This is a genomic window from Sphingomonas edaphi (assembly GCF_003583725.1).
GTDB classification, from domain to species: Bacteria; Pseudomonadota; Alphaproteobacteria; order Sphingomonadales; family Sphingomonadaceae; genus Sphingomicrobium; species Sphingomicrobium edaphi.
Genome location: NZ_QXTF01000001.1, coordinates 1,197,394 through 1,220,354 on the forward strand (window position 1 = coordinate 1,197,394; position 22,961 = coordinate 1,220,354).

The window sequence follows — 22,961 nt, forward strand, 5'->3', positions numbered from 1 at the left end:
GGATTCTCCGACTGAAAACGACAGCTCTGACGAACTATCCACCATGGGATCCGCGTTTAGGCATCGGCAAATAGCGTCAGAGTGTCATAAATTGACTTGTGATGGTTGGGCGCAATTGACAAATTTCTCTCCCATGACCGCCAAACTGTTCCTCGGCCACCGCCTGCGCCGCCTTCGCCGCGATCACGAACTGTCGCAAACGGACATGGCCGCGCGGCTCGGCATCAGCCCAAGCTATCTCAACCATCTCGAGCGCAATCAGCGGCCGGTTACCGCAGCGCTGCTGCTCAAGCTGGCCGAACTTTACGAGGTCGACATCCGCACCTTCGCGAATGGCGGCGGACACCGCACCGGGCCGGACGAACTCGCGGAAATATTCTCCGACTTGTTGCTGAGCGACCTTGGCGTACCGCGCTACGAACTGGCGGAACTGGCAAACAATGCCCCGTCGGTCGCCGATGCCATCGCCCGGCTTTACGCCGCGCTGAGGGAGGCGAACCGCGAGGGTGGCGTGGCGGCTGGCGGCGATGCGCGGGCGCTGGTCACGCCCGAAAATTGGGTGCGTGACTATATCCAAGCGCACCGCAACTATTATCCCGCGCTGGAAGAAGCCTGCGAAACGCTGGGCGGGGCGCTGAGCCACCCGCTGTCGATGACCGAGCCGATGCGGCGGAGGCTCAAGGACGCGTGGGGTGTCACCGCCAAGGCGGTGCCGCAGGCCGAGCTAGGCAATATCAGCCAGCTCTACGACCGCGAACGGCGGCTCTTCCTGCTGTCTAGCGAGCTGAAGAGCGAGAATCGCACCTTCGCTCTCGCCTATCAGCTTGCGCTGCTCGAGCTGGCGCCGCTGCTTGACCGCATGGTGGCCGAGGCCAATGCACCGGACGAGGGCATTGCCCAGCTGCTCCACATGCACCTGGCGAACTATGCGGCGGGGGCGATCATGATGCCCTATGGCCGCTTCTTGAGCGCCTGCGAGGATATGCGCTATTCAATTGATCGCTTGAGCGGCGAATTCGGAGCCAATGTTGAGCAGGTGTCGCATCGCTTCACCACGCTCAACCGGCCGGGCCAGCGTGGGGTGCCGTTCTTCATGCTACGCGTCGATCCGGCCGGAAATATCTCGAAGCGCTATGCCGGCGACCAGTTTCCCTTCTCCCGCTTCGGCGGCACCTGCCCACGCTGGAACCTGCATGCCGCGTTCCAGGCGGCGGGGCAGGTGGTGACGCAGTTGATCGAGACGCCCGATGGCCAGCGCTTCTTTACCGTTGCCAGAACCATCGAGCGGCCGATCAAGACGGAGCTGGGCGGCGGACTGCTGGCGATCGGGCTAGGCTGCCCGATCGAGCATGCGCACAAGCTGCATTGCGCCGAGGGGTATGATCTCGATAAAGCACCCGTGACGCCGGTCGGGCCAGCTTGCGCGCTCTGTCCCCGGCAGGACTGCGGCTATCGCGCGACACCGCCGGCGGGGCGGATGCTGGCTGTCGATCGGACGAAGAAGACGATCTCGCCCTATCCCTTCGTCGCCTAGGGCGCGACGGGGTCCCGCTCCAGCGCCTCGCGGTCCCAGGCACCTAGAGTCGCCGCCGCTTCATAGGTCGACTGGAGGAAGGTCGTCAGTTCGCCTTCGGGATTCGCGGCGGCTCGGACTGCCGAATAGGGCAGGACAAATTCGCCGAGGCCAGAATCGAAGCGAGCTGCGGCCGGTCTGATCTTTACGCTGCGGAAGCCGGCGGGCTCCGGATAGGCATAGCTGTAAAAAATTGGGTCCGCTTCAACGACGCCACCCGGCCAAAAGCCAGCACTCGACACCTCATGGCTGTAAGCCTCGCGGGTAACGCGGTCGGGAAGGCCCGGAACGCCGCCCGGGTGCTCCGGGGCCTTTCGCCCCGAAAAACGGGTAACGGCGAGGTCGAAGCTGCCCCAGAAGAAATGGACCGGGCTGCACTTGCCGGTGAAGCCCGCTCGAAAGCGCTCAAACACCGGCTCGATACAACACAGTGCCGACAGGAGCCGCTCGGCGGAATCAGGACGGTATTCGCGTGAGGCCACGTCCTCGGCGAAGGGCAAGGCATCGGCGATTTCGTTCGGCCGTCCGTGGAAGCTGGACGGCAAGCCGTGCGCGTCGAGCATGGCGACGAGGTTGTGGTGGAGCGCGGCGATGCTGCCAAGGTCGATCGGCAGTTGGTCGACCTCTCCGTCCCCTACATGGAGGATGATCGCATGGCGGGTTAGGTCCATCGACAAGGAGAAGCTGGTCCCATTGGCGGCGATCGGCTCGATCGCTAGTCCTTCGGGAACGGGATGAAGCGTGACGTGCCAGCCATGATTGACCCACGTCGAATGTGCGACCCGGAGCTTTCCCAACATCTGGCTGGCAACGTGCAGCAGCGCGAAGGTGGGCGAGTCGCGTTTGGTATCAAACTCTGGCCAGCTTTCGGTCATCGTGCGCCTCCTTGCGCTTTGCCCCCAAAGCCTGCTTAAGCCCGCCGACACCGGAACCCAAGGACGTACCGTGACCAGCCACCCGCTTGCCGCCCGTTTCGAGGCCGACATCGCCGCCGCGACCGATCTTGCCGCGCTCGACGCCGTTCGCGTCGCTGCACTCGGCAAGTCTGGCGAGGTGACGCAGTTGCTGAAATCGCTTGGCGCGATGGATGCCGAGACGCGCAGTGCTGAGGCACCTAAGATCCATGCGCTGCGCGAGGCCATCGCCAATGGCCTGGCCGAGAAGAAGGATGAGCTGGAGTCCGCCGAACTCGAGCGGCGGCTGGCGACCGAGCGGGTCGATCTTTCCCTCCCGGTGTCCGAAACACCCATGGGTTCGATCCACCCGGTTAGTCAGGTGATGGACGAACTCGCCGAAATCTTTGCCGACCTTGGCTTTGCTGTCGCGGAGGGGCCCGAGATCGAGGACGACTGGCACAACTTCACTGCACTCAACATCCCCGAGACGCACCCCGCGCGGGCAATGCACGACACATTCTATGTGGATGGCGAACATGAGCGGCCGATGGTCCTGCGCACCCACACATCGCCGGTCCAGATTCGCGCGATGCAAGGCAGCACGCCCCCGCTGCGCATCATTGCGCCGGGCCGAGTGTATCGCAGCGACAGCGACGCGACCCACACGCCGATGTTCCATCAGATCGAGGGACTGGTGATCGATCGGAACATCACCATGGGCCATTTGAAATGGACACTCGAAACCTTCCTTAAGGCATTTTTCGAACGCGATGACGTCGTGCTGAGGATGCGGCCGAGCTATTTTCCCTTCACCGAACCGTCGGCCGAAGTGGACGTCGGCTGGTCGATGGAAAAAGGCCGCCGCGTCGTCGGCGGCAGTGAGGGCTGGATGGAAGTGCTGGGGAGCGGCATGGTCCACCCGCGGGTTATCGCCAACTGCGGGCTGGACCCCGACGAGTGGCAGGGCTTCGCATTCGGCACCGGAGTCGACCGGCTGGCGATGCTCAAATATGGGATGGACGATTTGCGCGCCTTCTTCGACGGCGATCTTCGCTGGATGAAGCACTATGGCTTCCGCTTCCTCGACGTACCCACTCTGTCAGGCGGAGTCGGCGCATGAAGTTCTCGCTTTCCTGGCTGAAGGACCACCTCGACACCCCTGCGGATGCATTGGCGATCGCCGATGCGCTGACCCGTATCGGAATCGAAGTCGAGGATGTGCACAATCCGGCGGAGGCGCTGAAGCCATTCCGCGTCGCAAAAGTGCTAACCGCCGAGCGTCACCCGCAGGCCGACAAGCTGCAAGTGCTGAGCGTTGATGTGGGCCACGGCACGCCATTGCAGGTTGTTTGCGGCGCGCCGAATGCGCGGGCCGGACTCGTCGGCGTGTTCGGAGGTGCCGGCACATACGTTCCAGGCAGCGACTTCACCCTGAAGAAGGCGGCGATCCGTGGCGTCGAATCCAACGGCATGATGTGTTCCTCACGCGAGTTGCAGCTGGGCGACGACCATGAGGGCATCATTGAGCTTTCCGCCGATGCACCGGTCGGAACGAGCTTCGCCGATTATGCTGGCTTGGACGACCCGGTGTTCGATGTCGCCATAACCCCCAACAGGCAGGATTGCATGGGTGTTCGCGGCATTGCGCGCGACTTGGCCGCCGCAGGGGTGGGAACGCTCAAAGCACTCGACGTGCCTACGATCGAAGGCAGCTTCGACAACCCGGTCGAGATTCGTATCGAGGATGCCGAAGGCTGTCCGGCGTTCTTCGGGAGGGTCGTTCGCGGCCTGACCAACCGCACCAGCCCGGACTGGATGCAGCGGCGATTGAAGGCCGCGGGACAGCGGCCGATATCGGCACTGGTCGATATTACCAATTATGTGATGCTCGACCTTGGCCGGCCAAGCCACTCCTATGACCTGAAGGAATTGACCGGAGCAGTCAGCGCCCGTCGGGCGATTGAGGGCGAGACGGTCATCGCCTTGAACGAAAAGGAATATAAGCTCGACCCGTCAATGACGGTTATCGCCGACGAACGTCAGGTTCACGACATCGGCGGCATCATGGGCGGCGAGCATAGCGGCGTCAGCGACACGACCACCGAGACGCTATTGGAGGTCGCCTACTTTACGCCGGAGCGGATTGCCCGCACCGGACAGAAATTGCAGCTGACCAGCGACGCGCGCAGCCGTTTTGAGCGCGGTGTCGACCCGGCGTTCTTGGACGATGGACTGGCCGTGCTAACCGGTCTGATCCTCGACATCTGCGGCGGCGAGGCGAGCCGGGTGTCTCGCGCTGGCCAGCCGCCGGTTGAGGCGCGGCGCGTTACCTTCGATCCGGCGCGGACCCTATCGCTGGGTGGAATCGACGTGCCCGAACGCGAGCAGATCTCAATCCTGCAAAGCCTGGGCTTCCAGTTCGAGGGCAGGGACGCAGTAGTGCCCAGTTGGCGCCGGGACGTCGACGGACCCGCCGACCTCGTCGAGGAAGTCACGCGCATCGTTGGCTATGACTCTATTCCCTCGACTCCGCTGCCGCGTCGAGAGGGTGTTGCACGTCCGACTGCGACGCGCAGCCAGATGATCGAGCGCAGGGCGCGTCGCGCGGCCGCGGCGCGCGGACTAGATGAAGCGGTCACGTGGAGCTTCATCAGCGAGGGGGAAGCCGGCCTGTTCGGCGGGGCAGCCCACATGCTGGCCAATCCGATCAGCGAAGAGATGAAATATATGCGACCGTCGCTTATCCCCGGACTGGTCGCGGCCGCGCGGCGCAACGTCGATCGCGGCGCGGCGAGCGTGAGGTTGTGCGAGGTCGGTCGCCGTTATCTGACCGATGCAGAGAGGCCGACGGTCGGCATCGTGCTCGTCGGCGAGAAGCAGCCGCGCAGCTGGCAGTCCGGCAAGGCGCGACTGTTCGACGCGTTCGATGCCAAGGCCGACGTGCTCGCGCTGCTCGAGGCGGCCGGGGCCCCCGTCGCCAATCTGCAGCTTGTCACGGGCGCGGGAGAAACTTGGCATCCGGGCCGGTCGGGGACGCTTGGCCTTGGACCCAAGACCATCCTGGCCGCGTTTGGCGAACTGCATCCGCGCGTCGCAAAGGCACTCGATGCGCCAACGGGAACAATTGTCGCGGAAATCTACCTCGACGCCATCCCCGTGCCGCGTTCCGTCGAGCGCGCCCGTCCCGCCTTCAAGCCGCCAGCGCTTCAGGCGGTTACGCGCGACTTTGCATTCATGGTACCGGTCGGCCTGGCCGCCGACGCGCTAACCCGGGCCGTTCGCAGTGCAGATAAACAGTTGATTACCGAAGCACGGATCTTCGACCGCTACGAAAGCGAAGCGGGCCTGAGCCTTGCGCTTGAAGTGACACTGCAGCCCGGTGATAAGAGCTTCACTGAAGCCGAAATCGTCGAAGTATCGAAGAAGATCGTCGCTGCCGCGGAAAAGCTGGGCGCGGCCCTTAGGGGGTAAGTGCGTTAATCGCGGCGTGGACCCGGGCCTCAACCTCGGGACGTTTGAGTCCGGCCGGAATTACCTCGCCTACCTTAAAATGAACCGTGCCACTGCGTTTAACGAAGCCCCTGTTCCACAGGCGGCCCACGTCATGCGACACGGGCACGACAGGCAAGCCGAGGGCGCGATACAGTCCGGCAAATCCGGGTCGAAGCTCGGGTCGATCGCCATAAGGAACCCGGGTTCCTTCGGGGAAAATGATGATCGGCCTGCCCTTGGCGACTGCCGCCCTGGCCTCCGTCATCATAGTGCGCAGTGCCGCCGCACCGGCGTCGCGGTCGACGCCAATTACGCCATAGCGACGCGTGACCCAACCGAACAATGGGATCACGGTGAGCTCGCGCTTCATCACGACGACCGGCGTCCGCGCAAAATGAAGCGTATCGACCGCTTCCATCATCGATTGGTGCTTTACGGCGATCAGATAGGCACCCTCGGGAATCTCCCCATCCCATTCGATGCGGATCTTAAGGATGTTGCGAACCAGCCAGTTGTGAAAGGACGACCAAGCGTGGACGACACGCTGTACGGGCGCGTCGCCGATCGGCGAAACGGCAATCACGGTGAGCACGTAGAGCAGGGTGCCGGGGTAGAAGAGCAGCGCAAACAGTGCGGAGCGAAGCGCGTCCATCAGATATCCAACCAGACGCTGAGGCGCCGAAGCAGATATTTATTATATTCGGCGAACAAGGTCGTGAAGCCGGGCTCGGTCCGCACGGCGTCGGGAACGATAGTCGTGTTACTGTCGAATTGGCGATTAAATTCATAGCGCGCGCGCCGCATGTGCCAGTCGCTGGTCACCAGCCGCATGCTGGCGAACTGGCGCCGCTCCATCCAGCGTTTCGCTTCTTCGGCGTTGGATCGCGTATCGACTGATTCAGAACCGAGGTCGACACAGCAATCGAATAACTTCCGCTTGCCACCTAGGCGAGCAACGAGGTCGGCCTTGCGCACGGAGGGATCGGCGCCGGCAATCAGCAACCGCTTGCCCTTGCCGTCGGCAAGCAGCCGGATTGCTTGTTCGATGCGCCCCTTCCCGCCCGTAATGACTACGATTGCGTCAACCTTCGCCGCATCGGCGGGCGCCGGCGTGCCCAGCGTCACCGCGAACAGGGCAAAGCTGAGCACGTACAGGATGGCGGTGAAGGCGAGCAGTCGGGCAATCATAGTCGCTCGCGCAATGCCCTGACGAGGGCGCTCCTTGCAACAACCGTCGCGAGCAAGGCGACGGCAACGGGCAGCAGCGCCAGGAGCACCGCGTCCTTCCACTGCAAGGGCGGGGCACCCGCAAGACTGGTAGCGAAGCCGGCACCGCCGAGGATCAGGCCAAGGATGGTTCCTGCAACCGCTGCGCCTGCTAACCCGCCGAGCAAAGCCTCTGACGCGATCTGGCGGAGGAACAGGCGCGCGACCTGACCGTCGGTCGCGCCGATGCCGTGCATCACCTCGATGGTTGCACGATGCGTGTCGAGGGCACCTCGTGCGGCCAGGATGATTGCAGCCGCGCTGGCCATGGCGATGAGCAAAACCAATCCGAACGCAAGGATGGTGAGGCCATTCAGCGCTTTCAAGAGTGGCGCAAGACTGGACCGGTGCGCAACGAACGCGGCGTTCGGCGCCGTGCGGGAGATAGCTGACGAAACCACGCGGACATCGGCGCCCGGCTTGAGATCGACGTCGATAATGACGGGAATCGGCAGGTCGGCTTCGGCGCCGACCGGTCCAAGCCAACGTTCCAGCGTCAGGCGCAACTCCGCCGGCGGGACTTGCTCGGCGCGGGAGACGCCGGTTGCGGCGCGAGCGGCGGCGAGGACCGCTGGGGCCTTGGCCGCCCCATCGGCGATCTGGATGGAGTAACGGCTTTCAACTCCACCGCGCACCACCGATGCAGTATTGGCGAGCGCCAGACCAGCAGCCGCGACAACGACCATGACGAAGGTCATGATCGCAATCAGCAGAGGCACCGGCCCGCGAAGCCCGCTGGCTGGGATCAGTCGGCGGTCCGGTTCCGAGACGAAGAAAAAGCTCATGCGCCTTGCTCCGCAGGCCGTCCCGGCGGATTGCGCAGGGCGCCAGTCGGATCGACCAGAGCGCCGTTTTCCAATCGGATCAGCTGCGCCCCAGGCGTCGCGGCGATCAGGCCGAGATCATGGGTAGCGACGATAACCGTCGTTCCCAGCCGGTTCATTGCCGTCAACAGGTGAAGGATGCGCTGAGCCATTGCCGCATCGACGTTGCCGGTCGGCTCGTCGGCGATGAGAAGTTCCGGACGGGCGATGACGGCGCGGGCAATGGCAACGCGCTGCTGCTCGCCGCCCGACAGGGTTGGCGGGCGCGCGCTTGCCCGGTCTGCCAGGCCAACCCAAGCGAGCATTTCCCGAACCGGCCCCTCCACCTCTGCCTCGCCATGACCCGCGATCCGGAGCGGAAGCGCGACGTTGTCGAACGCCGACAAGTGGCGGATCAGCCGGAAGTCTTGGAAAACGACACCGATGCGGCGGCGGTAGAGCGGCAACGCTTCGCGGGGGGCATGCGCGAGCTCGTCACCGAACACCGACATGCGACCGCGCGTCGGTCGTTGCGCGAGGTAGAGCAGCTTGAGAAGTGATGTTTTACCCGCGCCGGACGGCCCAGTCAGGAAATAAAAGCCGCCCTCGTTCAGGCGGAAGTCGAGGTCGCGCAGCACCTCGGCACCTGTGCCGTAGCGCAACCCAACCCGATCGAATTCGACGATCGTACCCGCCAAACGCTGCTCCCTTCCCCGCATCCATGCTGTGGCACGGCGCGGCCCGCCTTGCCAAGGCACGAGCATTGCTGTTTATCCATGTTAACTGTTCCGGGAGAGCCCGCCCACATGATCCTGACCTGCCCAGCCTGTGACACCAAATATGTGGTGAAGGACGGCGCCATCCCTGCGGGAGGCCGCCAGGTCCGCTGCGCGTCTTGCAAGCATAGCTGGCACCAGGATCCTGAAGCCGCGGTCGAAGAGAGCGATCAGGTTCCCGCAGGCAACGGTGGAGGACCGCTATCTTCCCCGATGGTCGAGCCTGAGGCCGAGGCTGTCGCGAATCCTGCGCACGACGGACCTTCGGAAACCACCATGTCCGAAACGCCGCAGCCGGTCGCTGGAGAACATTCGGAAGCCGAGTGGGAGGGGATCGACGAACCGGCGCGAGCGTCGACTACGGAACCTCCCGGCGATTATGAAGCCACGCCTGCGCCGGTGGCCGAGGATAGGCCGCCAGCTGATGAGATGTCCCGCTGGCAGGCGCCATCCGTCGCGGAAGAAGACGAGTTCGTCGGCTACGCTCCGATCGGCGGTGAAGTCGAGTATGAGAAGCGGCGCTGGCCGTTATGGCTCGCGCTTGTCCTCCTCATTGCGGCCGCCGCAGCGGCCTTCTGGTTTCTGGCTCCGTCGGAATGGAAGGCGCGTGCAGGCATCGCCGAAGCGTCCGCTACGCCATTGCAACTAATGATCACCACGCGTGAACGCCAACCCATGCAGAGCGGACAAGAACTCGTGCTTCTAGGGGGCCGGATCATCAATCCGACTGAAAAGACGCAGCGAGTGCCGCCGATCCAAGTCCAGCTGCGCGACCCGCTAAGCAAAACCGTGCTTCACAAATGGACGATTACGCCGCCGCGCAATGAGCTTGGGCCGGGCGAGAGCACCAATTTTAACAGTGCCGAAGTCGACAAGCAGCGCGACGGCGAGCAACTGGTGGACATCGCCCTCCGCCAAGGACCGGCTTAACCTACTGAAATTCCAGGATTTCAGCCGGATGGAACGTTCCGTCCTGGCCCATTATGTGCGCCTCGCGGAGGCTTGCGCCCACAGCTTCGGTCCTGTGGCTTTGGCCAAACGACACTCCGGCCAGGATCCGGACGCTGGCGCGGGCCCGGGCCGTCACGGCGCTACTCGGCCGAAAGTCGGCACCTCGGGTCCGGGCCGGTTCAACCGGTCCGTCACCGGCCGAAATCGCCGCCAAAAACAACAGGGCAGGACCCAACATCGCAGTCACGATAACAAACTTGCACAGACATGGTTACCTCCTTGTTAAGCATTGTCCCGAAATGGATCGATTGTTCGGCGTTGCCAGCGTCATCACGCTTTGCTAGGGGCCGCGTCCTACCTAGGGCAGCGGGCCGACGGCCGCGCTGCTTTTTCACGAGTGCGGTCGTGGCGGAACTGGTAGACGCGCAACGTTGAGGTCGTTGTGGGCGAAAGCCCGTGGAAGTTCGAGTCTTCTCGACCGCACCAATTTTCTGAGAGAATTGAAAAGCTTGCCTTCGGGCACCCTGCCCGGGCGGGCCCGAAAGTCGCGCGAGACGACTTTTGGTTAACGCGCGCTACCCGGCAAACTCGCCTCAGGAGCGACCAGTGCCAGTGTATCCGCTTTCATCAAACGGATCGCACCGAGCCGGATAACGGTCCGTTCCGGACCAATCTCGATCAGTTTGTCGATGGCCTGAGCCACCCCGGCTACCTTGGCCGAGCCTGCCGTGAGGCGCAGGGTGTAGCGGCCGTAGGCGACGCGCTCGAACAGGATAAATCCGTCATAGTCGCTACGGACAACGGCGACCGGCTTCCCCTCGGCATCGAGTAGCTCCACGTCTAGGCCTTCGAAGCCACGTCCGTCTTGCCGGACCATGATCGCCTCGATGTCGCCCGACCCGACTAGGCCGATCTCGAGCTTGGCTGCCACGCCTGGCCGCGGAACGATAATCTGCAGTGCCTTGCGCGGCGCAAGCGATGGGTCGTCCAAGGTGGACGCGTCGATGCCGATCGCAACGGGCGTGAACGGTTGAAGGCCGCCAATGCGAACCTTGCCCTCGGCATTGGTCAAATCTTCCGAGACGCGTTGTCCAGTTGTGATTGATGCACCCTGCTGCCAGGGCTCACTTTCATCGCGCAGGCCATTGTCGTTAAGGTCGCGATAGACGCGCGCTTCGACTATGCCGGTGCTTGCCAGCTTCTGACTAGTGAAGCGCATAGCCCCCGCGCTGGCGTCGAGCGAGAAATTGAGATTGATGCCCGCTGCGAAGCTTCCGTCGGTACCGGCTTCTAACGAGGCCGCTGCAGCGACAGCATTGAACCGCCGGATATGCGACACGCGCGCCCGGCCACGCTTATACACGGCGTCGTAACCAATGGCGCCTTCCCAGTCGGCTTTGTCCGATGCTGACCAATAGGCTGACAGTTCCGCGTTTCGGAATCGCTTTTCAGGTTTAATGTCCCACGACGCTTCGCCGCGCAGGCGAACATCGCCAACGCGGCCGGTACCGATCAAGCCGACATCGAGATGATCCGGCGGCGATCCCCCGGACTCGCCAAGCCGTCGCTGCCAATTGATCATGCTGGTCAGGTTGAACCCGTTGAAATTGGTCGACAGCCTGCCGCGGGCATCCAGCGTCCGGTCTGCGCGGCCGCGATCGACGAGGCGAACGTCACCGTGTGCCGAAAACTGCTGACGACCAACCTTGAGCGGCGCATCGATCGACAAGCGGGTATCGCGGTAGCGCCCTTCGCGGCGGCCATTGAGCGTGAAATCATTGGCGATCAACGTTTCCGCGCTGATGTTAACCGATCCGATCTTTGCAATGGCCTGTGCGCGCGCTGCCACCCCGCCGTTGCTGTCGCGCGCGACGGCGGCCTCGACCAGAGCGGGACCGATAGAGCGCCGGACTGACCCCTCGACGAAGGTTAGCCGCTCGTTATTGGCAAGCAACGCCGTGGCCAGCAGGCCGACGGACGTGCGTTTGTCGATGCCATGTTCAATCTGGACCGCGGCCTGAAGGTCCGGCCGGATGAATTCCGAAGGAGGTGGACCGCCCCCATCGTCGCGCCCAACGATGTCGCTCAATAGGTTCCGCCCAGGCTGGCTGACTCCTGCCCAATACCAGGTCTTACCGCCGGGAACCTGGTTCTGGCCGACATTGATGGTTTCGAGGCGGCTACGCCGTTGACCCTGAGGACCGTAGAGGATGACTTCGAAGCGGTTGTCTCCATAGACCATGGGCACGTCGTCAAAGACATAGCGAGCGGTGCCGTCCGAACGGCTAAATGCAAGCAATTCACCATTGCGATAAAGCTCTGCATCCCATCCAGCTGGCAGGTCGCCTTCAAAGCGTGTGCGGTCGAAGGCGACGGGGTTGAATAGCGGACGGTTAGTGACTTCTACGCCCCGACCACTTGCCGCGCCAACCAGCCTGCTCGACAGGCCATTGACGTCGCCAACCGCAAAATGGGTCGCATGCAACGGTCCAAGTAATTCCCCATCCGGATCCGAGCGATAAGCGCGCAGGCGAAGCGACTGGGGGCGGCCCTTGCTGTCGCTTGTTAACATCGCATCGTAGGATAGCCGCGCGATTTCACCCGCGGCGGCAACCGAGGCGCCGCGGTCGACGCGCATGCCGTTCGACGCCTGGTATGTAACGCCGGCGTTGACGATGAAGTCGAGCGATGGCGCACGCCACATGCGGTATGGCAGTTTGACGCGCGGGAAGCCTTCCAGCGGCATGGACGCTTTTTGGAGGCGGGCCGCGCGCTGCTCACGCTCGCGCGCCAGCTCGACCGGCAATTTGGCTTCGGACTCAAGCAGGAGGATCGACCCCGCCGTCTGTGGCGTGATGCCAATACCGAACCAACGGGCAAGTGATGCGCTATCGACGCACCACCCTTCCGGCGATTCGCTGATCGCGCCGTCGGCAATCCGCTCCTGTTGCTTGCCGAATTTGGCGACGCCCACCGCCCGGTCGATTTCGATGCGGTTTTCTTCGCGGAACGCCCAACCGGACGCCTTTTTGGATTGAAGATCGATCTTCATCGGCATGTCGAGCGTCGTCAGGAAGTCGCCAAACACGATGCAGGTGCCTCGGGGCGTCTGGTAAGCGCGCACTCCATCACCCAATCGGAGCTGGCGGATATTCACGTCGAGCAGGAATTGTTCTTCTGGATTGGCGGTCCATGAGGACGTGACTGGACTGGCCGCCCACGCGCCAATGGCACCCGCTGCGGCGAGCGCCATCGACGCTAGCGCGCCGCGCATCCAGCCTAACGGCCTCCGCAATCGAGCGCCCCCGCCCCGTCCTTCGCCCTAGCGGAGAACTGCGTTGGTTTCGGCCAGCATCACCGGACCTGTATCGGTCGGTTCGATATATTGAACCGTGACCTGGCCATTGGCGTCGGAGAGATGCGCGGGATCGATCGGTACTGTCACGGACCGCTGTCCCAGTTCCGTATAGACCGCGACGCCGCGAACGATGGCAATCGGGTCGGAAATTCCAGCCTTGAGCACCCGCACCTCGCCAAAGGTTGAGCGGTCGCCCGATCGGCTGATGTCCAGCGCGATCGCCGGCTTTCCGCCATCGGACACCTTCCGAATATTTGCGAGGCCGGCCTTTGCCTCGAGGTTGCCGAGGCGGACGATAACCGGGATGGTCACGCCGTAAATTGGCGTTAGCTGGAAGGCGACACCGTCGATCTTCTGCGGCGCGACAGCCGGGCGAGGCGGCGGGACTGCCCGAAACAGCATGTGCACCCGGTACTCCCCATCGGCGATTCCTGCTGGCGCCCGCGCGTTAAGGCGAATCGTCTGCGGCTGGTTGGGGGGAAGTGTGACGCGGCGCGGCGCGTAGAGAATCATCTCCTGTGCCGCTTTTTCTGTATCGGACGGGGCCTCAACATCCACTAAGCGACCTTCGGGCGTCATGCGCCTGAGTTCCACTGACACACGATAAGTCGCGACATCGTCTCCGATGTTGTTGAGGATGATCTCCGTACCGCGGCGACCATCAAGCACGATTCGCGTCGGCGCAACTAGCAGGTCGCCCACGCCCGCACGCGCGGGAGCCGCCGTCATCATCAATGCCGGCGCAAGTAGGGCGAGGCGGGACAGGCGAAACGGCAGGGACATGAGCAAACCTCCAGAACTGTTTGGAGGAATATCCGTCCGAAATGGTTAGCATTCAGCTAACCATGAACAAAGAAAGGGCAGAAAAAAGGGCCGCCGGAGAACCGACGACCCTTCTCCTATCTCCGGCGGACCGGGAAGTGGTCTTAGTAATCGACAGTGACGGTGATGTCGCCGACGTACAGACCGCCCACAGTCGTGTCGGCGATGGTGATCGAGCCGCCCACTTCAAAATCGACACCAACGGCACCCGAATTGGCAAGGGCAACCGTAGCTGGAGCATTCGGAGTAAACGCCAGCGTTTCGCTACCACCCGATGTCGTATTGATCAGGTTCGACCCGAGCGACGCAACGGTCACTGTCATGTTGTTAGTGCCGGTAACCTTGTACTGGGCTGACGTGGTAGTGCCTGAGCAAACTACAACCGAAGCATCGCAACCGGACAGCACGCCGGCCTGCGAGACGCTCAGGACGCGCGTGCCGCCAGTGGCAAGGCCATTGACGATTGTGCCGAAGTTAAGATCACGCTGGGCAGTCAGCGTCAGCGGTTTCACGATCTTGGCTGAGGCCTTCGCCTTAGGAGTGGCACCGACCGGTCCCGCAACGGCCGGCGTCGCGACGAGGGAGGTAGCGACGGCCAGCGCCGCCAGACGAACGAACTTGGTCATGTAGTATCCCCTGGTTCCATAAATAGGGCGGCTGGTCCGAGCAGTCGCCGTCCATCCGTGGGGTCCCTATTAACCCTGCCTGCTTACGGCTTTGCTCAGCGCTATGGTTACCAGCACCTTAAGCTTCCTCCGTTTCGGAGCAGCTTTCGAGAGGCACTCAGAAATATTCGACGTCGATCGGCACGTCGCCGCGAAACTCTCCGTCCAGATCGCCGGTGATTCTCAAAATGCCTCCGAATCGGAACGAAAGGCGCCCGTTACTGTCCAACCTTGGCATGGGCGGCAGGTCGGACTGGATGGATTCGAGCCGGATCGACCCTCCGGCCAGACCGTAGAGTTCAATCCGGGCTGGCAAGCCGACGCGAACGATGCGCCCCGGTTCTCCACGAACAGTGACTTCGCCGACCATAGCGCGTGCGCCGATCGCGGAGATCGAACCGGCAACTGTCCGCGACCCGTCGGGAGAGAGCGTTGCGCTGCCGTCGCCAGCGCCCGCAAGAATCAGCCTGTCGAAGTTCAGGCTGGCCTCGACGTCCAAGGTGACCGGAGTGGTGGGCTTGGATTCCGTGGGTTCGACAGATTTACACAGGCGGCAGGGGGCGCTCGCGCCTTGCGGCAGTGCAGGCGCGGCTATCCCCATGGCGCCGATTAGCGCGAGGGTTGCAAGGGCTGATGGCCGGCCCAACATGGCAACTACGCTAGGGATGCGGCGTTGCAACAAGGTTAACGCCGCTTTCACCTGCTTGGAAGAAGGGCCGGAAGATATGACTGACCAGCGCAAGAGCGAGTCCGAGTGGCGCGACAAACTGACGCCTGAACAATATCGCATCCTTCGCGAAGCGGGCACCGAACGTCCCTTCACCGGCGATCTTTTAAATAACAAGGACAAGGGCACGTATCGCTGCGCGGCGTGCGGCGAACCACTTTTCGACAGCGAATCCAAATATGACAGCGGATCCGGTTGGCCCAGCTTCACCGCTCCTGTGGGCGGGGAGTCGGTAGCGGAACATACAGATCATAGTCACGGGATGACGCGCACCGAAGTCCGCTGCGCGAAGTGCGAAGGTCATCTCGGCCATGTGTTCCCCGATGGTCCGGGACCCGCCGGCCTTCGCTATTGCATCAACAGCGCGTCGCTCGATTTCAAGAAAGGCGCCGACGAGCCGAAGGACGATGGAGAACGACCTTGAATGACGCGCTTGTGAAGGTGGCCAGCAACCAATAGGGATTGGTCACCGATGGCCAGTCCTGCCCCTTCCCGCTTCAAGACGATCAGCCTGTCGATCATCAAATGGGGACTTGCGCTTGGTGCGCTGGGTCTGCTGGCGCTAGGCATTGCGGTGGCAGTCGCGATGGCATCGCTTCCCGACTATCAGCAGCTCACCCGCCGTTCAGACCTTGGCCAGATGGTCCGCGTGCGGGCCGCCGACGGAACGCTGTTGGTTTCGCTCGGCCCGAGTTTTGGGCGGTGGCTAGAATATGAACAGATCCCCGCGACGATGCGCACCGCGATGATCGCGGTCGAGGACCGCCGCTTCCGAAGCCACCTAGGCGTTGATCCGATCGGTGTCGCGCGTTCAATCAAGGTTAGATTCGATACGGGCAGCTGGCGGCAGGGCGGTTCCACAATCACGCAGCAGCTGGCCCGCAACATCTTCCTAACCAACAGCCGGACTTTCGGGCGCAAGATTAAGGAAGCGGTGCTGGCGCTGGCGATCGAGCGGAAGTTCAGTAAGGACCAGATCCTCGAGCTATACCTGAACCGCGTCTATTTCGGCGGCGGAGCCTATGGCATCGACGCGGCCAGCCGGACCTTTTTTGGCCATGGCGCCGAGCGGCTGAGCCTGGGTGAAGCAGCGATTATCGCCGGCCTGGTCAAGGCCCCGTCCAACTATTCGCCGACGGCCGACGTCGAGGCAGCCCGTGACCGCGCGTCAGTGGTGCTGAACTCAATGGTTCAGAACGGATTCCTGCCGGCTTCGGCCGCCGCAAGCGTCGATGCCGCCGAGATCAAGGTCCAGCCCGCTGCCAAGCAGAACAGCGTTCGATACTTTACCGACTGGGCACTGCCCCAACTCGACACGCTGATCGACGAGACGAGCGAGCCGATTGACGTATACACCACGCTGGATCCGGGCATGCAGTCCGCCGCCAACCGCGCCATTAACGCCAATACGCCGGGCGGCGCGCAGGGGGCGCTTGTAGCAATCGACCGTGACGGCGCAGTACGCGCCATGATCGGCGGTCGCGATTATGTTGATTCCATCTACAATCGCGCAACCCAGGCCGAACGCCAACCTGGATCGGCTTGGAAACTGTTCGTGTACCTATCCGCTCTGGAGTCGGGCATGAAACCCGAGGATACGGTCGTCGACGAGCCCGTTACGATTGGGGGTTGGACGCCGCGAAACTCGACGCGGACCTATGCCGGGCCGGTTACGCTGCGCGAAGCGTTCGCGCGGTCGATCAACACGATCAGCGCCAAGATTGGCGATGCGCTGGGCTTCGGCACCATTGCCGACATGGCGCGGCGCTTCGGCATTTCCGGCAATATCTCGACCTATCCGTCGATGGTTCTGGGAACGAGCGAGGTTCGGTTGATCGATATGACCCGCGCGTTCGCATCCGTCCAGAATCGCGGCGTTAGCGTCATGCCCTACGCGATTCGCAAGGTCGTCACAGCAGATGGCCGCCTCCTCCACCAACACCAGTCGACCGAGCAGCGCGTGCTGGTCGCCCCTTGGGTTGCAGCGGAGATGACCGACCTTCTGCAATCGGCGGTATTGTCCGGAACAGGTCGGGCGGCGCAGATCGGTCGTCCCGTCGCCGGCAAGACCGGCACCACTTCGTCAAACAAGGATGGCTGGTTTATCGGCTTTTCGAGCGGTCTCACGACTGGCGTCTGGATGGGACGTGACGATGCTCGCACGGTCGGGGGGCTTCAGGGCGGCACCGCCCCGGCACGCGCCTTTTCGGATTTCATGAAGGTGGCCGTGGCCAAGCGCCCGGTCGAGCAGTTCGAAACGCAGGCGCCGCTTCCGGATTGGCAATTGGAGCCAGACGAAGAAGCGTGGGGCTATAATTTGGAGGAGAGCGCCCCGCTGGTTGACGCGGACGGCAATCCGATCGGAACTCAGCCCATCGATCCGTTGGGCCCGGAACAACCACAACCGCAACCCGATCCGGGTGCGCAGGTCGATCAGCAGTGGTTGGACGAAGTGCTCAATCGCAATCCCCAGAACCGGCCTCCTGCGCAGCCGGCGACGCGGGCCCCGCCACCTAGGCAACCGCAATCAGAGCGGGCGGCCGACCCGCTTCAGCCGCGGCCCTAGCGCCCGCAATTCAGCCCGCGCGGGGCGTGGATCCGCGCCATAAAGTTCGGCTTCGAGTGCTTTGAACGCCGGACCGTGATTCATGTGCCGCAAGTGCGCGACTTCGTGCGCAACGACCCAGCGCGACAGGTGGAGGGGAGCGAGGACGAGCCGCCAATTATAGCGAATTGCGCCACTTGATGAGCAACTGCCCCATCGACTCGACGCATCGCCCACGGCTACGGATCGGACAGACAAGCCGGCGTCGTGGGCAATTTGCCGGGTAAGTTTACTCAAACGATCTCGCGCCTCTCGCCTTAAAAAACGTTCGACCCTTCCCGAAAAGGATTGGGCAGATCCGCCACATTGCAGCCGTCCCTCGGTGAGAGCGGGGCCACGGGGTAAAGCCTCCTCCCAATGAAGCATGATTTCCGCCCCCTCAAAGGGAATCGCGGTGCCCGCCGCGAACGGCTCGGCCGGCGCGATGCGCGCAAGCTGCGCTTCAACCCATCCCCCCTGCCCTGCGGCCCAGTCGAGCGCCGCGCGGCGGCTCGTGCGGCGGGGGCAGGTCAGGGCCAGCACACCTCGTGCTTCATCAAGGCGAAGTCGGAGAGAGCGAGCGCGGGGGTGAACGCGCAATTCGACGGGCCAGCCCAGACCCGGCAGCATCAAAGGCTCAGAGCGGACGGTCGACAAGATGCCATTCCAGGTCCCCGGCATCGACTTCGCTAACGGTCCAGCCGCGCGTCGACTGCCCGCACTCGTGGACGGTCTCGCGGCTGCCGGAGATCAGGTAATGCCATTCGGGCAACGGCTGCCCTTCGGATCGTAGCCGATAAGCACAAGTCGATGGAAGCCATTCTAGCTCGTCGAGCTTTTTTGGATCGAGCTTTACGCAATCCGACACCAATTTCTTGCGATTGGCATAGTCGGAACACAGACCCGTCCGACGGTCGAGGAGTTTGCAGGCGACATTCGTCGGAAACAACTCTCCCGTGTCATCATCTTCCAGCTTGTGCAGGCAACACCGGCCGCAACCGTCACAAAGCGCTTCCCATTCCCCTCGGTCGAGTGAGGCCAAGGGCTTTTCCCAGAATGGTTTTGCGCTATTCATGACTGACTCAGCCTTGATGCGCCAATGCGCCCAGATCAAGGCAGCATTTCAAGGGGATGGGAAGATGCGAGTTTGGGCGAAGCTGGGCATCGCGCTCGCGGTAGGAATTCTGTCCGTGCAGGCGGGTGCGCAGGCGACTGGCGGTTCTGAAGGCGAAGCTTTTCTGAAAGCAGTCACTGATGGCGACAGCGCCAAGGCCATTCCGATGGCGGAAATGCCAGGAACGCACGTCATCAACTATCGCGGCTATTCGGGTGACACCGCGTTGCACATTGTAACGCGCAATCGCGAAGCCGACTGGGTCGGATTTCTCCTAAACAAAGGTGCTAGCCCCGATATCGGGGACAAGCAGGGCGATACCCCCCTGATGATCGCCGCTCGCATCGGCTTCGATACCGCTGCTGACTATATGATTCGCATGGGCGCGAACGTGAACTTGACCAATCGAAGAGGCGAATCCGCATTGATCATTGCCGTGCAGCAGCGCCAACCCGAGGTTGTCAGCCTGCTGTTGAAGGCGGGCGCCGATCCGGACAAACCCGATCATGCCGCCGGCTATTCGGCCCGCGATTACGCGAAACGCGATACCCGTAACCGTGAGTTGCTTCGCCTGATTGAGACGGTGAAGTCGAGCCGCAAGCAGGTGGCCGGACCGAGCATCAACTAGAAGGACTCTCCCAGCGACGGGTCGATTTGCGCCGACAGGCGGCGGGCAGCGCGGCGGGCAAAGCGCAGCGTCTCCGCCTTCCGCCGCGCTGGAGCGAGCGGTCGTGTTGACGGCTCTCGAACTACGGCAGCGTCATATCGATCGGCTACAAGCAAGCCTGCGTCTTGCGGGAGGAACCGGTCCTGCTCCAGTAATGGCGCGAGCAATTGCGGCACCGCCCAGAAGAACCGGTCGCAGTAATCGAGGTAATCGGTCCATTTCTGGTCGCCTAACAGGTCTGCGCGGCTGATCTTGATCTCGACGATCGTCAGTTCCCCCTTCGCGCCGATCGCCATCAGGTCTGCGCGCCGTCCGTTTGGCAGCGGCACTTCGCACATCGCGAACAGGTCATGACGACAGAATAGCCTGGTGACACCACGCGCCACTTCGGCTGCGATCGGGGGTGCATCGAGGAAGCAATCGGGAATCGGGCTGCTCGCCATGGATTACCGATAGAACAAAAGGGGACTGCCGACTAGGCAATCCCCTTTGCGGTCACCGATTTTCGCGGCGACTAACGATAGAAGACGTGGTTACCCAGCGTTGCAACCCGCGTTAGGCGCCAGCCCGGCGATACGCGTCGGGCGTGAAAAAAGAGCGCCTTGCCAACCGGTGATGGACGAAGCTCCCGATCGACAATCTTGGCGATGGCCACTGCTTCCTTCCAGTCGCGGCTGGCGCGAGGGATGGGGGGCATCGACTTGCCGCGAACGAAGCTGAACTGACTGCGCTGGTAGACGACGCCGCAATAGCTCGACGGGAAACGGCCCGATGCCGCGCGATTGGCGATCACGTGGCCAACCGCAAGTTGACCCTGCAGGCTCTCGCTCTTGGATTCGAAATAGATGGCGCCGGCGAGACATTCGAGCTCGCGGCTCCCCGCCTCCGTGCTGGCAAGTTGCGCGACGGCCTCGGAAAGCGAAGCGCCCGGGGCGACATCGTCGTCGGCTTCTGCATTCGCTGAGGCGGTCGGAAGGTTGGCCTCCGGCGCGTTCAACAGGTCGGAAGCAACCTCGGCGGGAATGGGAATTGCGGCAACGGCCGCGGGAATGGCATTCGAACCTTCGGCGATGAGCGGCTCGGCGGCCGGATTGACCTTGGCCGGGGCGACCGACGAAGCGGTCAAAGCAGCAATCACCAGGAACGTGGTACGAAGCGACACGAACATGCAAACCGTAATCTGTGCGGTGAACCGACCCTTTGGCGATTGCTGCAATACAAGCAGCGCTCGCCGAGGGTGATTCCCCGACTGCGTGGCACCTCTGCGGCGTCATTTGCCGATGCGGATGCCCCCCGCGTGGTCGTTACGGTTGCTAATTTCGGAATGGTTCCGCCGGGTCAACCTTCAGAGGTCGTTTCAGCGATGAATCGTTGCGGGTCCGGGATATCTAGTTCTATTAACCATAAATCCTCATCGAACCGGACGCGCTTCGAAGTCCATTCCGCAAGCGATTGCGCATCCACTCCAGCGGCTGGTCCCACAGCTTGCCAAGCGTAGCCGGTCGGTCCCAAGGCCCTTTCCAGGCATGCACAATGAACGCCCCGAGACGCGATGAGCAGCAGAAGAGATCCGCGATCGGCATCTCCCTTATGCAAGATCATACCGAAACCCCTCTCTGCCTCCGCACGACGGAGCAGGGACGACGCTTCGAGGTGCGCCGGGAGCCGGCCGTCACTCATCCGGCGCGGTAACCGTCGAGTCCGGACAGGGCGATGTGGGACCTCATGAAGGTGCCGGTACCTCTCGCACATTCCTCGCCATCGGCGTCCACGATCCGCGCCTCCGCTACAAACACACGGCGCCTGCCCGATACCCAGCGCCCTTCGGCGCGGGCATCGCCACTGCGCATCGGCTTGGTGAAATGCAGGTTGAAGGCGGTTGTTAGCAGGAAGCGGTCGCTGACCAAACTGTTCGCGGCATAGAACGCGGCATCGTCGAGCATCTTGAAATAGAGGGTTCCGTGCGCCGCGCCCGCAGCGTGAAAGCTATCGGGTTGGACGGTGAAGCGGATGATGCTCTGCCCGGCTTCTGGGAGGGAAAGGGTGGATCGAAACAAGCCGTTGATCGGTGCTGCATCGTATAGCGCCTCGAGTGCGCGCAGATGCGCTTCCTCCCCCGTCGGCGCGGGCTCAGGCGGCATCCCGTTCCTCAGCGCCGAGCAGGACTGCGGCCAGAGCGTCCCGGCTTCGGGCGCCGCGCATCTTCTCGAGGGTGGTCCCATTCCGGACCAGCCGGCTGACCGCTGCCAGCGCCTTCAAATGCTCGGCGCCGGCATCCGGAGGCGACAACAGGAGGAACACAAGATCGACCGGCGCTCCATCGATTGCCTTATAGTCGAGCGGCGCCGCCAGACGCGCGACGAGCGCATAGACACGATCGAGCTGCGGTAACTTTCCGTGCGGGATCGCCACTCCGCCGCCGAAACCGGTCGACCCGAGCCGCTCCCGCTCCGCGATCGAATCGGCGATGGCGGAGGGATCGACTGAAAGGCGAGCAGCCGCGATCTGCGACAGCTGGTTGAGCAGCTGGCGCTTGTTGCCGGCGGAAAGGTCGACCCGAATGGCGTCGAAATCGAGGAACTGGGAGAGCTGCATTTTCGTACGGGATTCCAGGACAGGCAGGACGCGCGGACCAGACAGACAGGTCGTTAGCCGACCGAACCGATCTTTGTCACTTGGAGGACGGTTCGACCCAGCCGATGGTTCCATCGTCCCGGCGATAGACCATGTTGAAATCGCCGCTCTTCGGATTGCGAAACATCAACGCGTTGGTGTTACGCAGGTCCAGCATCATGACGGCGTCCGACACGCTGGCTTCGGGAATATCGACCCGCGTCTCAGCAACGATGGCAGGTGCGGGCGGCATGGGCTCCTCGACGTTCTGCGGCGGGGCGAAGACGGTATAGGCGGCATTTTCGGCCACCTCGCCATTGGGTTCGCCGCGGCGCTCGCGCAGTCGGCTCATATAGCGCTTGAGCTGCCGCTCGATCTTGTCGGCCGCGCCTTCGAAGGCGACGTGCGCGTCATTGGCGCGATTAGATGACTTGAGCACTACGCCCTGTGAAACGGGAGCGACGATATCGCAGGTGAAATCATCGTACGGCCCGCGGCCAAACGTTACATTCGCTCCTACCGCGCGGGAGAAGTAGCGGTCGGCCATTGCCGACAGCCGATCGGAAACATGGGAACGCAGCGCCTCGCCGGTGTCGACCTGGTGACCCGAGACCCTGATATCCATGCTGGCTCTCCTTCTTTCTTAAATGGGCG

At 62.8% G+C, this 22,961-nt stretch carries 25 protein-coding genes and 1 tRNA gene; 8 read left to right on the top strand and 18 right to left on the bottom strand.

Annotated elements, in window-relative coordinates:
* The first annotated feature begins 133 nt into the window (after positions 1 to 133).
* A complete protein-coding gene (locus tag D3M59_RS06120; protein ID WP_119532514.1) occupies positions 134 to 1,534 on the top strand; it encodes a helix-turn-helix domain-containing protein in 1,401 nt (466 codons plus the stop codon).
* Here D3M59_RS06120 and D3M59_RS06125 read toward each other — a convergent pair.
* A complete protein-coding gene (locus D3M59_RS06125) occupies positions 1,531 to 2,448 on the bottom strand; it encodes a DUF5996 family protein (RefSeq protein ID WP_119532516.1) in 918 nt (305 codons plus the stop codon). The genes D3M59_RS06120 and D3M59_RS06125 overlap by 4 nt on opposite strands.
* A 70-nt stretch (positions 2,449 to 2,518) precedes the next feature.
* On the opposite strand from D3M59_RS06125, the gene pheS reads away from it, so the two are divergent.
* Complete coding sequence (gene pheS / locus D3M59_RS06130) at positions 2,519 to 3,589, top strand: phenylalanine--tRNA ligase subunit alpha (RefSeq protein ID WP_119532910.1); 1,071 nt, start codon at positions 2,519 to 2,521, stop codon at positions 3,587 to 3,589.
* The gene (gene pheT / locus D3M59_RS06135; protein ID WP_119532518.1) at positions 3,586 to 5,940 is read left to right on the top strand and encodes a phenylalanine--tRNA ligase subunit beta; all 2,355 of its coding nucleotides are present in this window, start codon (positions 3,586 to 3,588) and stop codon (positions 5,938 to 5,940) included. Before pheS ends, pheT begins: the two co-directional genes overlap by 4 nt.
* Here pheT and D3M59_RS06140 read toward each other — a convergent pair.
* Genes D3M59_RS06140 through ftsE form a run of 4 tightly spaced genes read right to left on the bottom strand, consistent with a single transcriptional unit; the run spans position 5,930 to position 8,749 of the window.
* On the bottom strand, positions 5,930 to 6,613 hold the full coding sequence (locus D3M59_RS06140; RefSeq protein ID WP_325048601.1) for a lysophospholipid acyltransferase family protein: 684 nt from the start codon (positions 6,611 to 6,613) through the stop codon (positions 5,930 to 5,932). The two genes, pheT and D3M59_RS06140, sit on opposite strands and share 11 nt — an antisense overlap.
* Positions 6,613 to 7,149: a YdcF family protein gene (locus tag D3M59_RS06145; protein ID WP_119532522.1), complete on the bottom strand. Its 537-nt coding sequence runs from the start codon at positions 7,147 to 7,149 to the stop codon at positions 6,613 to 6,615. The genes D3M59_RS06140 and D3M59_RS06145 overlap by 1 nt, the downstream gene beginning before the upstream one ends.
* Positions 7,146 to 8,012: an FtsX-like permease family protein gene (locus D3M59_RS06150; RefSeq protein ID WP_119532524.1), complete on the bottom strand. Its 867-nt coding sequence runs from the start codon at positions 8,010 to 8,012 to the stop codon at positions 7,146 to 7,148. The genes D3M59_RS06145 and D3M59_RS06150 overlap by 4 nt, the downstream gene beginning before the upstream one ends.
* A complete protein-coding gene (gene ftsE / locus D3M59_RS06155; RefSeq protein ID WP_119532526.1) occupies positions 8,009 to 8,749 on the bottom strand; it encodes a cell division ATP-binding protein FtsE in 741 nt (246 codons plus the stop codon). The genes D3M59_RS06150 and ftsE overlap by 4 nt, the downstream gene beginning before the upstream one ends.
* A gap of 87 nt (positions 8,750 to 8,836) precedes the next feature.
* On the opposite strand from ftsE, the gene D3M59_RS06160 reads away from it, so the two are divergent.
* Positions 8,837 to 9,736, top strand: a complete 900-nt coding sequence (locus tag D3M59_RS06160; protein ID WP_158581962.1) for a zinc-ribbon domain-containing protein — start codon at positions 8,837 to 8,839, stop codon at positions 9,734 to 9,736.
* Position 9,737: 1 nt separating this feature from the next.
* Here D3M59_RS06160 and D3M59_RS06165 read toward each other — a convergent pair whose 3' ends face one another.
* Positions 9,738 to 10,004, bottom strand: a complete 267-nt coding sequence (locus D3M59_RS06165) for a hypothetical protein (protein WP_147416711.1) — start codon at positions 10,002 to 10,004, stop codon at positions 9,738 to 9,740.
* Between the two features lie 152 nt (positions 10,005 to 10,156).
* Between D3M59_RS06165 and D3M59_RS06170 the strand changes: the two genes are divergently transcribed.
* A tRNA-Leu gene (locus D3M59_RS06170) sits at positions 10,157 to 10,243 on the top strand.
* Positions 10,244 to 10,322: 79 nt separating this feature from the next.
* Here the strand turns inward: D3M59_RS06170 and D3M59_RS06175 are convergent.
* The 4 genes from D3M59_RS06175 to D3M59_RS06190 all read right to left on the bottom strand — a co-directional run bounded on the left by D3M59_RS06175 (position 10,323) and on the right by D3M59_RS06190 (position 15,251).
* Positions 10,323 to 13,010, bottom strand: coding sequence for an MSCRAMM family protein (locus D3M59_RS06175; RefSeq protein ID WP_147416712.1), 2,688 nt, complete (start codon positions 13,008 to 13,010; stop codon positions 10,323 to 10,325).
* 69 nt (positions 13,011 to 13,079) lie between these two features.
* A complete protein-coding gene (locus D3M59_RS06180; RefSeq protein ID WP_147416713.1) occupies positions 13,080 to 13,898 on the bottom strand; it encodes a fimbrial biogenesis chaperone in 819 nt (272 codons plus the stop codon).
* A gap of 143 nt (positions 13,899 to 14,041) precedes the next feature.
* On the bottom strand, positions 14,042 to 14,563 hold the full coding sequence (locus D3M59_RS06185; RefSeq protein WP_119532536.1) for a DUF4402 domain-containing protein: 522 nt from the start codon (positions 14,561 to 14,563) through the stop codon (positions 14,042 to 14,044).
* A gap of 157 nt (positions 14,564 to 14,720) precedes the next feature.
* Positions 14,721 to 15,251 (bottom strand): DUF4402 domain-containing protein, encoded by a 531-nt coding sequence (locus tag D3M59_RS06190; protein WP_158581963.1) that lies wholly within the window; start codon positions 15,249 to 15,251, stop codon positions 14,721 to 14,723.
* A gap of 76 nt (positions 15,252 to 15,327) precedes the next feature.
* Between D3M59_RS06190 and msrB the strand changes: the two genes are divergently transcribed.
* Together msrB and D3M59_RS06200 are read left to right on the top strand one after the other, a co-directional pair.
* Positions 15,328 to 15,753, top strand: a complete 426-nt coding sequence (msrB, locus tag D3M59_RS06195; protein WP_119532912.1) for a peptide-methionine (R)-S-oxide reductase MsrB — start codon at positions 15,328 to 15,330, stop codon at positions 15,751 to 15,753.
* A gap of 48 nt (positions 15,754 to 15,801) precedes the next feature.
* Positions 15,802 to 17,895, top strand: coding sequence for a transglycosylase domain-containing protein (locus D3M59_RS06200; RefSeq protein ID WP_119532538.1), 2,094 nt, complete (start codon positions 15,802 to 15,804; stop codon positions 17,893 to 17,895).
* On the opposite strand, the gene D3M59_RS06205 is transcribed toward D3M59_RS06200, so the two are convergent.
* Positions 17,857 to 18,594: a M48 family metallopeptidase gene (locus D3M59_RS06205; RefSeq protein ID WP_325048602.1), complete on the bottom strand. Its 738-nt coding sequence runs from the start codon at positions 18,592 to 18,594 to the stop codon at positions 17,857 to 17,859. The genes D3M59_RS06200 and D3M59_RS06205 overlap by 39 nt on opposite strands.
* Complete coding sequence (locus D3M59_RS06210; protein WP_119532542.1) at positions 18,551 to 18,988, bottom strand: YcgN family cysteine cluster protein; 438 nt, start codon at positions 18,986 to 18,988, stop codon at positions 18,551 to 18,553. The genes D3M59_RS06205 and D3M59_RS06210 overlap by 44 nt, the downstream gene beginning before the upstream one ends.
* On the opposite strand from D3M59_RS06210, the gene D3M59_RS06215 reads away from it, so the two are divergent.
* Positions 18,987 to 19,655: an ankyrin repeat domain-containing protein gene (locus D3M59_RS06215; protein ID WP_119532544.1), complete on the top strand. Its 669-nt coding sequence runs from the start codon at positions 18,987 to 18,989 to the stop codon at positions 19,653 to 19,655. The genes D3M59_RS06210 and D3M59_RS06215 overlap by 2 nt on opposite strands.
* Here the strand turns inward: D3M59_RS06215 and D3M59_RS06220 are convergent.
* The 6 genes from D3M59_RS06220 to hpf form a co-directional block, all read right to left on the bottom strand.
* A complete protein-coding gene (locus D3M59_RS06220) occupies positions 19,652 to 20,137 on the bottom strand; it encodes an MmcB family DNA repair protein (protein WP_119532546.1) in 486 nt (161 codons plus the stop codon). The two genes, D3M59_RS06215 and D3M59_RS06220, sit on opposite strands and share 4 nt — an antisense overlap.
* A 71-nt stretch (positions 20,138 to 20,208) precedes the next feature.
* The gene (locus D3M59_RS06225; protein ID WP_233543156.1) at positions 20,209 to 20,910 is read right to left on the bottom strand and encodes a cell wall hydrolase; all 702 of its coding nucleotides are present in this window, start codon (positions 20,908 to 20,910) and stop codon (positions 20,209 to 20,211) included.
* Positions 20,911 to 21,032: 122 nt separating this feature from the next.
* Positions 21,033 to 21,446: a DUF1491 family protein gene (locus D3M59_RS06230; RefSeq protein WP_325048603.1), complete on the bottom strand. Its 414-nt coding sequence runs from the start codon at positions 21,444 to 21,446 to the stop codon at positions 21,033 to 21,035.
* The gene (locus D3M59_RS06235; RefSeq protein WP_119532552.1) at positions 21,371 to 21,835 is read right to left on the bottom strand and encodes a PaaI family thioesterase; all 465 of its coding nucleotides are present in this window, start codon (positions 21,833 to 21,835) and stop codon (positions 21,371 to 21,373) included. Before D3M59_RS06235 ends, D3M59_RS06230 begins: the two co-directional genes overlap by 76 nt.
* A complete protein-coding gene (locus tag D3M59_RS06240) occupies positions 21,825 to 22,289 on the bottom strand; it encodes a PTS sugar transporter subunit IIA (protein ID WP_119532554.1) in 465 nt (154 codons plus the stop codon). Before D3M59_RS06240 ends, D3M59_RS06235 begins: the two co-directional genes overlap by 11 nt.
* Before the next feature lie 76 nt (positions 22,290 to 22,365).
* Positions 22,366 to 22,932 carry a ribosome hibernation-promoting factor, HPF/YfiA family gene (gene hpf / locus D3M59_RS06245; protein WP_119532556.1) on the bottom strand — a complete coding sequence of 189 codons (567 nt, stop codon included), beginning with the start codon at positions 22,930 to 22,932 and terminating at the stop codon, positions 22,366 to 22,368.
* Between the last annotated feature and the right edge of the window lie 29 nt (positions 22,933 to 22,961).